The following is a 15,487-nucleotide window of genomic DNA, read 5'->3' on the forward strand; positions in this document are numbered from 1 at the left end:
AAGTTAAAAAACGACATAAAACCTCTGTCCTTTTAGAGGGACGAGAGCGTCTGGCCGTGCATAGAAGCGGTCAGAGCCTTTTCCTGCCATATGCGAGGTTTAAAGCAAGCAAGTAGCGGTATATTGTATTCTGCATAGCAGCTACTTATAAAGAAAGGCGGAAGCGGCTCGCTCAGAACAAGAGGGGGATGGATCTTCTGACATAGAGGCGCTTTTTGCCTCGGCGGAAGACGCGAAGCCACTGACTGTTCTAGCCGCTGGAGCTAGACAAAGATGTCGAAAAATCAAAAGAAGGTGTACACGATGGTACACCTTCTTTTGATTTAGTAAATTTACCTCGCTATTCATGGATAGTAGGCCTTCCTACTGAGAGAAGTTTCACTTTATCTTGGTGAGAGCTTGCTATCAGTGACAGATGATTGAGATTGCAAATACGGGGGTAATGCATGTATCTGTTCCGCATCCTTTTTCCGTTCTTTACGCACCCACGAGAAGAAAACATACCCAATGACTGTGCCATATACAATTTCTTGTATAATCTTCATTACAATACCTCCTGTTTTCTGATCCTCTAAAACAGGAATCCAATGTAAGAAATCCGGACCTGTAATATTTAAATTAGATAATGTTCCAGCTGGTACACAAAGCTCCATCGCCTTCATCCATGAATTTGGATCTGTATATGTCACAAACAACGGCTCATTCGCAAAAATAATAAGTGCACAAGCCGGTGTTAATAGCATCCCATTAGCAAACATATAACCAATCTTTTTAATATCACTTAATGTTTGATATTGTGCTAACGGATTAAATATCGGCCACCATAGCATAATTGCCATAAAAAACAAGATAGCAAGAACAATTGGATGTCCAATTTGGCTTTGCTTTACCGTATCAAACACAAATGGTAAATGATACATCGAAAATAACCCGTTAAAAACAAATAATGCGATAATAGGATTTGCCCATATGCGTAACATTATACGAATAAATCGAAATGATGTTATATACTCAAAAAAACAGATTGGTAGCCCCAGTAGTAATAATGGCGGTACAGCAATGTACATGATTGCCATTTCTAACATATGCGCACTAAACACAATATGTCCAAGTAAATCGATAGGACCCCCTTTAACTAAATATAAAAGGAACATCCCACTTGTAAAATAAAAGATTTTTCGTTTACTTACTTCTTCCCCATTCGGAAAGCGATGTCTATACTTTCCAATAATTAAAAAATAACCAATCACAATAGCTAATATAAAAAGAAAAAAGATTGGGCTCCACAGTGCTTCAAAACCAAATATCCATAAGTTGTTCACTTTTCTTTCACCCACCCTTTCATAAGTAAAAGGGGATTGATGAAACATTCAATCCCCCTTTCTATTTTAAACCCAAACGATTGTCGTAAAAGTTAAAATCGTTACTAATCCAACTAGCAAACCAGCATACAAGAAAAATGCTGGAGCCTCATGCCCTTTATGGCTCATATGCATAAAATAATACAATTGAAAAATAACTTGTATGGCAGCTAACAATAAAATAAATGGTACCGAAAAAAGCGGACTAAATGTTTTCGGATATGCGACTGCTACAAATGCAATCATTGTTAAAAAAATCATTAATCCGAACGTAATGACTTGATGTTTCATTTCTTCCGCACTTTTTTTTCTGCGATAAGCAAGATCCACTTTAGGATTGTTTATATTTGTTTGTTTTATCGCCATTGTTTATCCCACCATTCCCATTAAGTATACTACAGTGAAAATAAACACCCAAACTACGTCAATAAAATGCCAGTAAATTGATGCAACGTAAAACTTCGGAGCATTATATAAATTTAAACCACGCTTCGCATTACGGAGCACTAGAGTTAAAATCCAAAGTAATCCAAATAAAACGTGTAACCCATGCGTACCAACTAACGCATAAAATGCAGAACCAAATGCACTACTTTTCATCGTATGCTTAAATTCATGAGTATAATGATTAAACTCATAAATCTCAAAGCCTAAAAAGCCAATCCCAAGCAAGATCGTAATAATAAGCCAAAACTGCATTTGTTTAAAATTAAAATTCTTCATATGATACATTGCATATACACTCGTTAAACTACTTGTTAAAAGAAGCATTGTCATAATAAACACAAGCGGCATTTGAAACATTTCTTGTGACGTCGGCCCACCGTTTGTTGAATTTTTCAATGCCAAGTATGTTCCAAACAAGGAAGCAAACAGTACAGTTTCCCCTCCTAAAAATAACCAAAATCCAATGAATTTATTCTTTCCTTCGAGGGTTGCTTTTTCAGGCTCTGCTGGAAAGGTTTCATTTGTTAATTTTTCCTCTACATGCATTACGCCTTACCCCCTTTATCATCTAAATCTTCTTTATGAATGTGGTATCCATGATCATCAATTACAGATCGGAAGAACATTGCTCCAAACGTAATAATAAGACCAACGATCGCTATCACTAACCACATTTTCTCTTTCCCACCATGCATATACATCGCTCCAAATGCCGCGATAAATAAGCCTAAAGAGATAACAAACGGTAAGAAAGATGAGTTTGGCATATGAATATCACCAATCGGCTCTGCTGGCGTCATCTCATTTTTCCCTTCACGTTTTTCAATCCATAGTGGATCTAATCCACGCACAAACGGTAATTGCTTGAAGTTATATTCAGGTGTCGGCGCAGGAATTGCCCATTCTAAAGTACGACCATCCCACGGATCGCGACCAGCTTGTTTTTTTGAAAAAGATGTTTTTACAACATTAACCAAAAGCACAATTGTTCCAAGTGCCATAAATACTGCGCCTATTGAACTAATTAAATTACCAGTTTCTAATCCTTGTCCTGGCAAATACGTAAAATATCGGCGCGGCATACCGATTAAACCAAGGAAGTGCTGAATAAAGAACGTTAAATGGAAACCAATAAAGAACAACCAAAACGTAATTTTACCAAGTGTCTCATCTAAGATTTTATTAAACATAAGCGGCCAATAATAATGAGCCCCCGCAAATAATCCAAATACAACTCCACCAACAATTACGTAATGGAAGTGAGCTACAACGAAGTAATTATCATGAAATTGATAATCAGCAGGAGCAGATGCAAGCATAACCCCTGTCACACCACCCATAACAAATGATGGAATGAAACCAACGGCCCACATCATTGGCGTTGTAAAACGAATACTACCGCCCCACATTGTAAAGAGCCAGTTAAAAATTTTAATACCTGTCGGAACAGCAATTGCCATTGTAGCTACAGAAAAAATGGCATTTGCTACTGGTCCAAGACCCACTGTGAACATATGATGTGCCCATACCATGAATCCTAAAAATCCAATTAATACCGTTGCAAATACCATAGATGAATATCCGAATAATCGTTTTTTAGAGAATGTCGCGAATATTTCTGAGAATATTCCGAAAACTGGGAGTATAAGAATGTACACTTCTGGATGACCGAAAATCCAAAATAAATGCTCCCATATAATCGTATTTCCTCCTAAAGCAGGGTTAAAAAAACTTGTTCCAAATAAACGGTCTAACATTAATAAAGCTAAACCTACTGTAAGCGGCGGAAATGCAAATAAAATAAGTGCAGATGTTACAAACGTCGTCCATGTAAACATCGGCATACGCATATATGTCATTCCAGGTGCACGCATATTAATAATGGTAACGAGGAAGTTAATTCCACCTATTAATGTTCCAATACCTGAAATTTGCAATCCGAGAACATAAAAATCGATGCCGTGTCCTTTTGATGCGAGTGATAACGATGCATATGATGTCCATCCTGCATCAGGTGCTCCTCCCAAAAACCAACTTAAATTTAAAAATACGCCTCCAAAGAAAAATAGCCAAAATCCAAGCGAGTTTAAAAATGGAAACGCAACATCTCGTGCACCAATTTGAAGTGGTACAGCTGCATTCATCATGGCAAACACAAGCGGCATTGCTGCTAAGAAAATCATTGTTGTTCCGTGCATTGTTAATACTTGGTTGTATGCATCCCCAACCAGAAAATCATTGTTTGGAAACGCTAGCTGATATCGAATAAATAACGCTTCTATTCCACCGATGATAAAAAACAACCCACCTGCAATTAAATAGAGAATGGCTATTTTTTTATGGTCTACTGTCGTTAAATAATCCCAAATCACAGAGCCCACTCCCTGTTTTTTTGCTACAGAACTCACGTTTTCAACCTCCCCTTCGCAAATAGTTTCTCGTTACTTTTCAACTTTTAATGTTTTCAAGTAAGCATTTAATGCCTCTACTTGATCTTCAGTAAGATTACCGTATTTTCCAGTCATTTTGTTTCCTGGTTTCATGCTTTCAGGGTCTTTTAACCATTTTTCTACATTTTCATCATTATTTTTAGCAATTCCCGCAACCATGTCACGGTCTGCAAAGTTTGCTAAGTTTGGTGCAATACGTGCAGAAGGTGGTCTGCTATCATTTGATCCAGTAGCATGACAACCGATACAGCTCTTTTCAAAGATTTGTTTACCTTCTTGTTCTTTCGAAGAAGCAACAGCCTTTTTACCATCTAATTCTTTCATACTAGCAATCCACTTTTTGTACTCGCTTTCATTAACCGCTTTCACTTTAAACTGCATTAAAGAATGAGACGGTCCGCAAAATTCTGTACAAAATCCATTATATGTGTCGGCCTTATCTGCTTTAATCCACATCTTGTTCACATTATCTGTATTTGTATCCATTTTTCCAGCTAAAGAGGGAACCCAAAATGAGTGTTTAATATCGGCACCCTTTAAATTTAAATACACTTTTTTACCTGTAGGGATGACTAAATCTTGCGAAGTTACTATTTTTTCATTTTTATAAGAAAATTCCCACCAATAAAGATTCGCTGTTACATCAACAACGATTGTATCTTTATCAATATTCTTTTTCTCCATTGCACTAACGTCAGCAAGTTTAAACGTATATGTAACAGTAGGGACAGCCAACACCAATAAAAGTAAAATCGGAATGACTGTCCATATAATTTCTAGCTTGTGATTTCCTTCAACTTGCTTCGGAATATAGTTTTCCTGTCCCTTCCTTTGACGGAAACGTACAATTACATACAAGAAAATAATCGTAACAACAAGAACAACACCAATCATGATTGCACTGGCTAATAACAATAAATCATATTGCATTTTTGCTACTTCACCTTGTGGAATCAAAGTAGATTGAAAGGCTTTACCGCATCCCCCTAACAGTAAAGCCACTAGTGAAACGAGCGAAAGCAATCGCCACTGTTTCTTCATGCAAACAACCCCCACTTTCTTTGTTAATTAGATTGTACTTTATAGTAAGTAAAGTAAACCTCAACGTAAAGAAATCCCCTCATGTCGTTGTCTTAGAAGAAAGTTACAACAATCATTAAAATAAATAAGATTGTTAAGTAATTTAAGGAGTATACAAACATTTGCACGGACCATTTGATGTCGTCTTTCTTGTGGAAGCCATAAAACCCTAACACGATCCAACCGATGTTAAGCAATGTTGCAATTACCATAAATGTTACTCCAAGTGCACTCATATAAAATGGCAGTGGTAATAAGCATACTGTCCAAATCATAATTTGACGTTTTGTAATATCAAATCCATGCGCTACAGGAAGCATTGGAATGCCTGCATTGCGATATTCTTCAACACGTTTCATCGCAAGTGCGAGGAAATGTGGAATTTGCCAAATAAACATAATTAAGAATAGCATCCAAGCAATAGGGTGATTCAAGCTTGGATCAATAGCTGCCCAACCGATTAAAGGCGGAACTGCACCTGATACACTCCCTACTACTGTATTTAACGTATATTTTCGCTTTGTCCATAATGAATACAGAACAACATACGTAAAGAAACCAATAAAACCAATAAATGCTGCCATCGGTGTTGTAAATAGCAAAAATACAAAGCCTAAAAGCGTAATTGTAATACCTAATGTTAATGCGAATCCAGGTTTATATTTTCCTGTTACTGTTGGACGATTTTTTGTTCGTTCCATTAAATGATCAATATCTCGGTCAATATAATTATTTAAGCTACATGCTCCCGCCATAATTAATGCAGAGCCGATGATTGTAAAAAACATTTTATCTAGATGGTCCAAAACATTCAATCCATTGAAATGTAGAGCTAACCAAAATCCTGTAAATACAGTAAGTGTATTTGAATTTACAATCCCCATCTTAACGAGCGCTAATAAATCTTGTACACGTGTTGTTTCCGGTACATTTGCTATAGCTGACTCATCATGCAGTTCACTTGTTGCATGGTTCATCACTTTAACCCCCTCTTAAAACTTCCATCTTTCTTTTGCCCATTTACTTAAAATAAAATATCGCTTTTATATAGCAATATTATTACAGTAGAAATGTTGTTTTTTGGTTTTGTTATTAATATACACTTCTCGCTCGAATATATTAAAACATATTTCATGAAAAAATTGTGAAGAAAACATGAACTTTTTGTGTCTATGACTTAAAAAGTTTTCCTATTACTTCATCAATTATAGAACGTAATTATCTTTTATAATAAACTATTTTGTCAAATTCCGCATGCATTTCCGTATATTTCTTTATAAAACTCACTATTTTTTGTTAAAAATCAGCAATTTATTTTCCTTATCTTCTTCCGCTCTCTCCCCTTTGCTATTTTATCAGATTTTATATATCATAGGACTGTAGTGCATTTCTGTTTCTATAACCTTTCCGGCTATTTACAAGTAGTAAAACCTCCACCTCAAGATTCTGAAGACGTAGAGAATATAGGTTAGGTAACTGCTAGTATGCGCCGAAGTCGTTTAACTAACCCTTAGTGAGGATTAAAAACAACACCGAGGGAAGTTCTACTTTATTTTATTAAAATATTGCACAATAACTTTGAAATTGAAAGCTGGTGAAAAGGATTGCAACGCTTTATAAAATGGTTAGCAGTCATTACAAGTCTTGATTTATTATTTGTTCTACTTGGTGGAGCGTTAGTTACTAAAACTGGATCTGGACAAGGCTGTGGTAAATCTTGGCCGCTGTGTAATGGAGAACTTGTTCCTTCGAATTTATCAATGGAAACAATTATCGAACTGAGTCATCGTCTTACTTCAGGTTCTGCAGGAATTCTAGTTACACTACTATGTATCTTATCTTGGAAATACTATGGACAAGTTCGTGAAACAAAAGCACTTGCCATCCTATCTTTCGCGTTTTTAATAGCGCAAGCACTCATGGGCGCTGCTGCGGTTGTATGGGGGCAAGTTCCGGCTGTATTAGCAATTCATTTCGGTATTTCCCTTATTTCGTTTGCTGCTGTTATTTTATTAACACTTCTTATCTTTGAAATTGATAAGAAATTTGATGCTCATTCACTTGTTATTGATAAGAAGATGAAATTTCACATTTATGGTGTAACAATTTACAGTTACCTTGTTGTCTATACAGGAGCGTTAGTGCGTCATGAGCATGCGAGTTTAGCATGTCCGAGTTTCCCTTTATGCAGTAAAAACAGCCCTCTTCCAATACAGTTTCATGAATGGGTACAGATGGGACACCGAATTGCTGCTCTATTAATTTTCGCTTGGATTTTATATGCAATGCTTATAGCTATCAAGCACTATAAGCAACAACCTGTTATATGTTATGGATGGATTACAGCTTTCATTCTTGTCACATGTCAAGCAATCGCTGGTATTTTAGTTGTATATACAGAAGCAAGTTTAACAATGTCACTTCTGCATTCACTCTTTATATCATGCTTATTTGCCGTATTATGCTATTTAGTTATGCTAGGAACACGCAGTAAAACAAACATGAAAAAAACAGAAATAAATCATACTACTAAGCAAACGAAACTATCATAATAACATGTCTCTTCTGACAAGTTATTATTTTTTAAAAACAAAAGAGCTGCACAAAAGCAGCTCTTTTTTATTTTCAAAATTCGAGTGATAACCTTGTTTTATTGCTCTAACTCAATCAGCAAATCACCTGTTTGAATTGCCTCGCCGTCTTTCACATACACTTTTTTCACCGTTCCAGTAAATGGAGCTTGTACAGTTGTTTCCATTTTCATCGCTTCTGTAATTGCCATGGAATCACCTTTTTTCACTTGCTCTCCTTCTTTTACCACTACTTTAATTACAGTACCCGGCATTGTTGCATTAATATGATTTGGATTTTCACGATTCCCTTTCACTCGTTGCGAAACTGTTGCTTTCACACTTTCATCTTTTACAACAATTTCACGAGGCTGTCCATTAAATTCAAAGTAGATAACACGTGTACCATCTAATTGTGGTTCTCCAATCGAAATTAATTTCACAATTAACGTTTTACCACGTTCGATTTCCACACCAATTTCCTCACCAAGTCTCATTCCATAGAAGAATGTCGGTGTGTCAAGGACAGAAATATTTCCATATTGTCCTGCAACTTTTTGATAATCCATAAATACTTTCGGATATAATGCATACGCTACAATATCAAACATCGTTACTTCACGACCAAGCTTATGGAATAACTCTTTTTTTAATGCTTCAAAATCGATCGGTTCTAGCAATTCACCTGGTCTTACTGTTAAAGGCTCTTTTCCTTTTAGAATAATCTCTTGTAGCTTTTTAGGAAAACCACCATACGGTTGTCCAAGGTCACCAGAGAACATTTCGACAACTGATCCTGGGAAATCTAATGCATGACCACGTTCATAAATATCTTTCTCTGTTAAATGATTTTGTACCATAAATAGAGCCATATCACCGACTACTTTTGATGATGGAGTTACTTTCACGATATCGCCGAACATATCATTAACGCGACGATACATCACTTTTACTTCATCAAATCGATCTCCTAATCCGACAGCTTTTGCTTGTTGCTGTAGGTTACTGTATTGGCCGCCTGGCATTTCATGCATGTACACTTCTGTATGCGGTGCATTCATTCCACTTTCAAAAGAAGAATAATATTTACGAACATCTTCCCAATAATGTGAGAGCTTCTCTAAAGAATTCACATCCACATTCGGCTGTCTTTCATTTCCTTCTAATGCATAGAACAATGTATTAGCGCTCGGCTGAGATGTTAAACCTGCCATAGAGCTTACCGCAACGTCTACAATATCAACTCCAGCCTCAATTGCTTTTGCATATGTTAATACACCGTTTCCACTCGTATCATGCGTATGAAGATGCACCGGAATCGATACCGTCTCTTTTAATGCGGATACTAAATCGTAAGCTGCGTTTGGTTTTAATAAGCCTGCCATATCTTTAATCCCTAAAATATGAGCACCAGATGCTTCTAACTCTTTTGCCAAGTTTTTGTAGTAATTTAAATCATATTTACTGCGCATTGGATCATGGATATCACCTGTGTAACACATTGTTGCCTCTGCAATTTTACCGCTTTGACGCACAGCATCAATTGCAACGCGCATACCTTCTATCCAGTTTAAACTATCAAAAATACGGAATACATCAATGCCAGCCTGCGCAGAACACTCTACAAACTGTTGAATTAAGTTATCTGGATAGTTTTTATATCCTACTGCATTCGATGCACGAAGAAGCATTTGGAATAATACATTTGGCATACTCTCACGTAATTGTAATAAGCGTTCCCATGGATCTTCTTTTAAGAAACGATACGCGACATCGAATGTTGCTCCGCCCCACATTTCTGCCGAAAATAAATTCGGTAACATTCTTGCTGTTGGTTCAGCAATTTGTTTCAACTCTTTTGTACGAATACGCGTTGCTAATAACGACTGATGTGCATCACGGAATGTAGTATCGGTTAATAAAACTTGTTTTTGTTCCTGAACCCATTTTACTAATCCATCAGCTCCGCGCTTATCTAAAATTTGCTTCGTACCAGCTTTGATTGGTTCAGAATATTTTATATTCGGAATGCGTGCTTCTGCAAAAATCGGTTTTTCTTGTTTTCCTACTCCTGGGAATCCATTTACCGTTACCGTACTAATGTATGATAGCATTTTTGTACCACGGTCTTTTCGTTTTGGAAATACGAATAGTTCCGGCGAGGAATCGATAAAAGATGTATCATATTCTCCTGATAAAAAGTTTTGGTGCTTTACAACATTTCCCAAAAATGGAATATTTGTTTTAATGCCGCGAATACGGAATTCTTTTAAGTTACGTTCCATTTTAGCTGCTGCTTGTTCAAATGTTAATGCCCAAGTTGTTACTTTTACAAGTAATGAGTCATAATATGGTGTAATAACTGCACCTTGGAAGCTATTTCCTGTATCTAAACGCACCCCAAAGCCACCACCAGAACGATACGTCATAATTTTTCCGGTATCTGGCATGAAATTATTTAGCGGATCTTCTGTCGTCACACGAGATTGAATTGCAAATCCATGCGTAATGATATCTTCTTGTTTTGGAATACTTACTTTTTCACTATGTAAAGCATATCCATCAGCAATTAAAATTTGTGATTGAACGATATCAATGCCTGTAATCATTTCTGTAATTGTGTGTTCCACTTGGACACGCGGATTCACTTCAATGAAATAGAATTCATTTCCTTTTACAAGAAACTCAACTGTCCCTGCATTTACATAATTAACATTTTTCGTTAATTGAACTGCAGCCTCACAAATACGATTGCGCAGTTCAGCTGGAAGAGACACACTTGGTGCTACTTCTACAACTTTTTGATGCCTGCGCTGTACAGAACAATCACGCTCATATAGATGAACAGTATCTCCATGTTCATCTGCTAATATTTGTACTTCTATATGTTTTGGATTTTCAACAAATTTTTCTACATAAACTTCATCGTTCCCAAATGCAGCTTTCGCCTCGGATTTCGCACGGTCATACGCTTCCTTTAGTTCTTCTGCACTGCGTACAATCCGCATCCCGCGGCCGCCACCACCAAGAGCTGCTTTAATGATAATTGGGTAATCATACTTTTTTGCAAAATTGGCTACTTCGTCAATCTCTTGTATAGGGCCATCACTACCAGGAATAACCGGGATATTTGCCAATTGAGCTTGCGTTCTTGCCTTTACTTTATCCCCAAACATGTCTAAATGCTTACTCTTTGGACCAATAAAAATAATCCCCTCGTCTTCGCAACGTTTTGCGAATTGGATATTTTCTGACAAGAATCCGTATCCTGGATGAATTGCATCAACATGATTACTTTTGGCAATTTCAATAATACCTTCAATATCGAGATATGCCTCAATTGGTTTTTTTCCTTCTCCTACCAAATACGCTTCATCTGCTTTATAGCGATGATATGAACCGCTATCTTCTTTCGAGTAAATCGCAACTGTGCGTAGTCCTAATTCTGTACAAGCACGAAACACACGAATCGCAATTTCTCCGCGGTTAGCTACTAATACTTTTTGAATACGTTGCAGCTTTTTCATGATTTTCCCCCTCTATTTTCCTACCATTCATAACACCATAAATTTGTCCCGCTTTAGTGGGAGTAAGTATTTCACTTCCAGCAGTATTTTTTCACTGCGTGCAAGCTTCACCTTATTTTTATTCATCATACCTTATTTTTTGACAAATGATAAGCATTCTGTCCAATTCATCTCACAAAATTAGTATAGCATAAAACGAAGGAAGCAACCATCCTTTTTGTAGAACACATTTGATAAAAGTGACATACTGTTTGTTGCAAGATCATAAAATAATCATCTTTTTTCTGAAGCTATGCAAATAAAAGAAGCTTCGTACACGTGTACAAAGCTTCTTTTATTTTACAACAACAAGATGTCTCTCTTGTTTAGGTTGTTGTTGTTCCTGCTCTTTCTGTTCTCTTTTTTCTTGCTGTTTCACAAAACTAGCTACATTTAATAAAATTCCCATAGCTGCTAAGGTTACCACTAAAGAAGTACCGCCATAACTAACAAATGGTAAAGGCACACCAGTAAGTGGCATAACCCCTGTAATTCCGCCTAAGTTTACAATAGATTGCACTCCAATCATACTGCCAATTCCAATTGCAAGTAAACTCCCAAAAGGATCTTTACATTTTTGCGCAATTCGAAAAGCACGAACGACAATGACTAGTAAACCTATTAAGATAATCGCCACCCCAACAAACCCTAGTTCCTCAGATATAATTGCCATAATGAAGTCTGTATGTGGTTCTGGTAAATATCCATACTTTTGAATACTATTTCCTAGTCCTCTACCACCTACACCACCAGAAGCAATTCCAACAAACGAATTGATCAATTGAAATCCCTTCCCTTGCGCATCTCCAAACGGATTCCAAAACGTAGTGAACCGCGCAATTTGAACAGGTGTTAAAACATTTTTTCCTATAAAATATCCGAGCGGAATCCATATAATAGATGTAAGAGCAATTCGTTTTAGCCAAACTTGAAGGGGTATCCCTGAACAGAACGTCATAATCCCAATCGTTGACACAATTAATAATGTTGTTCCTAAATCAGGCTGTTTTAAAATTAAACAAATTGTAGTGAATAAAAAAATAAACACTCGGCCGGCACCATGCCAAATCGGTCCATCTGTCGCGTGCTTTTTTGCATAAAAACGAGCTAATACAATGATAATCCCTAATTTAACAAACTCCGACGGCTGTACACCAAACACCCACGATTTCGCATTATTCACAACAGTTCCCCATTTTAAAACAATTAGCAGCATTCCAATGCTAACAACAACGATTAAAACAGTAATAATACGCTTTCGCCATACTTGAAAGGGAACAAACATAGCAATAAACAATCCAATCGTTCCAACGAACAACGCTTTTAACTGTGATAGAAAAAAGTGATCGCTCGTCCATCCGTATTTCGGATAATATTTTGTAATTGCAACAATAGAACTGGCACTATATACCATAATAACGCCGAGCACACATACGATAACAAGAGGAAGCACTAAAGAATAATCTATGGACTTCCAGACTCTTTTCATTCAAAATCCTCTTTCTCTCTTCTTTTTTACAGTTGTATTCCATATGTATTTGCTTTCTTCCTGCTTTTCAGGAAAAATCGTTTTTTTCATAAAAAAAGCTCAAACTGATTCAGTTTGAGCATCTTATTTGAACCAGCTATTATTGTTTGTTTGTAAAAGCATCATGCAACGCCGATAGCTCGCGTTCTAATTCTCCTAAAATTTCTTTACCTTGCTCTTCCGCAATGAGACCAAGACGAACCGCAAAATCAACTTCACGGGATAAGCCAAACATTTGTGTATCAAGTACCTCTTCGTATAATGGACACTGCGGCATCGTAAGGTGGTCCATTTGCACCTTAATAAGTTTTAATATTTTCTCTGCATCAGCTTGTAGAAGGGCAAGTGCCTTTTCCTGATGATTTGTTACTGTCTCAGACGCCAAATTGGTTCCCTCCGTTTCCGTCCTACTCCTCTATCCTATCTATTAATATTAGCGATAGTTTTCATAAATTGCAATAGAAACATTTTCTGTGACAATTGTTCCTAGTCCTATTATACTGAAAAGTGGGAGTATAAGACAAATGGGGGAACAACAATGACTGAAATCTTATTTATTAATGGAAATGTCCGCTTTCCAATTACAATCGATCCAAGTGTTTGGATTTTTGATGATCGAAAAGTCGACTTAACAACATACTTTACAACTCCAAAAGAAATAACAAGTGAATTAGCACAGTATACTGAAGAAGCATCTAAACATTGGGATCGCGAAATTAGAGAAGGAGCTATTTTTCCACCTGTCAATAAAAGCGTTGCAAGATTTGAAAAAGAGAAAATTATTACAGGAACATTCGGCATACCATTTTTACCTTTTTTAGAAAACGCAGAGATTTCTAGCGACGCTGCACATGTAGAAATTCATACTGAATTCGGTATTACAACGATTTCAATAAAGGAAGCAAAGGATGCTATTCTCGGTTTTTCTATTAAAGGAAAACCACTAAAAGAAGACGGTCCTGTTCACCTTTATTTCGGAGATGGCTCTAATGTCAATAATCCTGTTCGATATATTCGAAAGTTTACTATCGTGTAAAGTGAAACTTTCGGTAGCGAAAAAGTTTACTTTACATTCACAGAGGACAAGCAAATAAGAGTGGCTTTTCGCCACTCTTTCCTACAATAAATCCGCTGCTAGTTGCGCTAAATTAGATCGCTCACCTTTTACAAACTTCACATGTCCACTAATTTTTTGTTCTTTAAACTTCTCTACAACATATGTTAAGCCATTATTATATTCATCTAAATATGGATGATCAATTTGCTGTGGATCTCCCATTAAAACAATTTTGCTCCTCTCTCCAACACGCGTTAAAATTGTCTTCACTTCATGTTTTGTTAAATTTTGTGCTTCATCAATAATAATAAACTGCTCTGGAATACTACGTCCGCGAATATATGTTAAAGCTTCTACTTCAATAGAACCCATTCCCGCTAAAATTGCATCTAATTCCCCAGGTTTTTTTGTATTAAACAAATATTCTAAATTATCATAAATCGGTTGCATCCAAGGTCTTAACTTTTCTTCTTTCTCTCCTGGTAAATATCCAATATCTTTTCCCACTGGAACAATAGGTCTTGCCACGAGCAATTTTTTATACATTCCCAAATCTTCAGTTTGCATAAGTCCCGCAGCTAATGCTAATAATGTTTTCCCCGTCCCAGCTTTACCAGTCAATGTTACAAGAGGAATGTCTTCACGTAACAACAATTCCATCCCCATAATTTGTTGTACATTTCGAGGACGAATTCCCCAAATCTGCTCGTTTGGAAAAATAAGCTTTTTTATCTTTTTCCCAGAATGATCAACGATCCCGAGAGCCGAACTCGATCCCCCTAAAGCATCCTTCATTACAATAAATTGATTTGGATAAAATGGATGGTTAGCAATTTCAGAAAGAGAAAGCTCCCCTTTTTCATAAAAACGGTTTAAAATCTCTTTTTGTATGTAATACTCTAAGAAGCCTGTATATATGTTTTCGACTTCCGTAACACGATCACTCAAATAATCTTCGGCTTGTAATCCTAAAGCATCAGCTTTTACTCGAACAAGTACATCCTTACTCACAAGAATGACAGATTTCCCATTTTCTTTTTCTTGCTCTTCTAATGATAAATTTTTGGCCACAGCTAAAATACGATTATCATTTGTTTTCTCTACAAAAATATCTTGTAATTGAACGAATGAACGATGATTTAGCTCAATTCGAAACGTCCCTCCATTCTCGAGAGGAATACTGTCATGCAATTTCCCAAGTTCACGAAATTTATCTATTAGTTTTGATACATAACGCGCATTCCTTCCAACTTCATCCATATAACGTTTCTTTGAATCTACTTCCTCTAACACAACAGCTGGAATGACTACATCATTATTTTCAAAAGAAAAAATAGATAACGGATCCTGCAAAAGCACATTCGTATCTAGCACATAAATTTTACTCAACCTGTTACCCCCTGACTCCACCATGAAATTTGTAGAACA

At 36.5% G+C, this 15,487-nt stretch carries 12 protein-coding genes; 2 read left to right on the plus strand and 10 right to left on the minus strand.

What is annotated here, in order from left to right:
* Nucleotides 1-383 precede the first annotated feature (383 nt).
* From ctaG to cyoE, 6 genes are all read right to left on the minus strand, one after another.
* Complete coding sequence (gene ctaG, locus WAZ07_RS17465; RefSeq protein WP_090914483.1) at nucleotides 384-1,322, minus strand: cytochrome c oxidase assembly factor CtaG; 939 nt, start codon at nucleotides 1,320-1,322, stop codon at nucleotides 384-386.
* 66 nt (nucleotides 1,323-1,388) lie between these two features.
* Nucleotides 1,389-1,727, minus strand: coding sequence for a cytochrome c oxidase subunit IVB (gene ctaF, locus WAZ07_RS17470; RefSeq protein WP_090914341.1), 339 nt, complete (start codon nucleotides 1,725-1,727; stop codon nucleotides 1,389-1,391).
* 3 nt (nucleotides 1,728-1,730) lie between these two features.
* Nucleotides 1,731-2,354, minus strand: coding sequence for a cytochrome (ubi)quinol oxidase subunit III (locus tag WAZ07_RS17475; protein ID WP_090914340.1), 624 nt, complete (start codon nucleotides 2,352-2,354; stop codon nucleotides 1,731-1,733).
* Nucleotides 2,354-4,216 carry a cytochrome c oxidase subunit I gene (gene ctaD / locus WAZ07_RS17480; protein WP_336473489.1) on the minus strand — a complete coding sequence of 621 codons (1,863 nt, stop codon included), beginning with the start codon at nucleotides 4,214-4,216 and terminating at the stop codon, nucleotides 2,354-2,356. Before ctaD ends, WAZ07_RS17475 begins: the two co-directional genes overlap by 1 nt.
* Nucleotides 4,217-4,249: 33 nt before the next feature.
* The gene (gene coxB, locus WAZ07_RS17485; protein WP_090914336.1) at nucleotides 4,250-5,299 is read right to left on the minus strand and encodes a cytochrome c oxidase subunit II; all 1,050 of its coding nucleotides are present in this window, start codon (nucleotides 5,297-5,299) and stop codon (nucleotides 4,250-4,252) included.
* A 92-nt stretch (nucleotides 5,300-5,391) separates the two neighbouring features.
* Nucleotides 5,392-6,315: a heme o synthase gene (cyoE, locus tag WAZ07_RS17490; protein ID WP_336473490.1), complete on the minus strand. Its 924-nt coding sequence runs from the start codon at nucleotides 6,313-6,315 to the stop codon at nucleotides 5,392-5,394.
* A gap of 627 nt (nucleotides 6,316-6,942) precedes the next feature.
* Between cyoE and WAZ07_RS17495 the strand changes: the two genes are divergently transcribed.
* Nucleotides 6,943-7,890 (plus strand): COX15/CtaA family protein, encoded by a 948-nt coding sequence (locus WAZ07_RS17495; protein WP_336473491.1) that lies wholly within the window; start codon nucleotides 6,943-6,945, stop codon nucleotides 7,888-7,890.
* Between the two features lie 98 nt (nucleotides 7,891-7,988).
* Here WAZ07_RS17495 and pyc read toward each other — a convergent pair whose 3' ends face one another.
* From pyc to WAZ07_RS17510, 3 genes are all read right to left on the minus strand, one after another.
* Nucleotides 7,989-11,435, minus strand: a complete 3,447-nt coding sequence (pyc, locus tag WAZ07_RS17500; protein ID WP_336473492.1) for a pyruvate carboxylase — start codon at nucleotides 11,433-11,435, stop codon at nucleotides 7,989-7,991.
* A gap of 334 nt (nucleotides 11,436-11,769) precedes the next feature.
* Nucleotides 11,770-12,963, minus strand: a complete 1,194-nt coding sequence (locus WAZ07_RS17505) for an FtsW/RodA/SpoVE family cell cycle protein (RefSeq protein ID WP_336473493.1) — start codon at nucleotides 12,961-12,963, stop codon at nucleotides 11,770-11,772.
* 139 nt (nucleotides 12,964-13,102) lie between these two features.
* Nucleotides 13,103-13,387 carry an Fpa/YlaN family protein gene (locus WAZ07_RS17510; RefSeq protein WP_020059288.1) on the minus strand — a complete coding sequence of 95 codons (285 nt, stop codon included), beginning with the start codon at nucleotides 13,385-13,387 and terminating at the stop codon, nucleotides 13,103-13,105.
* Between the two features lie 153 nt (nucleotides 13,388-13,540).
* Between WAZ07_RS17510 and WAZ07_RS17515 the strand changes: the two genes are divergently transcribed.
* Entirely contained in the window at nucleotides 13,541-14,038 is a 498-nt protein-coding gene (locus tag WAZ07_RS17515) for a molybdopterin-binding protein (protein WP_090914326.1), read from the plus strand.
* A gap of 81 nt (nucleotides 14,039-14,119) precedes the next feature.
* On the opposite strand, the gene WAZ07_RS17520 is transcribed toward WAZ07_RS17515, so the two are convergent.
* On the minus strand, nucleotides 14,120-15,448 hold the full coding sequence (locus WAZ07_RS17520; protein ID WP_090914323.1) for a PhoH family protein: 1,329 nt from the start codon (nucleotides 15,446-15,448) through the stop codon (nucleotides 14,120-14,122).
* Nucleotides 15,449-15,487 lie beyond the last annotated feature (39 nt).

Source organism: Bacillus bruguierae (assembly GCF_037104725.1).
GTDB classification, from domain to species: domain Bacteria; phylum Bacillota; class Bacilli; order Bacillales; family Bacillaceae_G; genus Bacillus_A; species Bacillus_A bruguierae.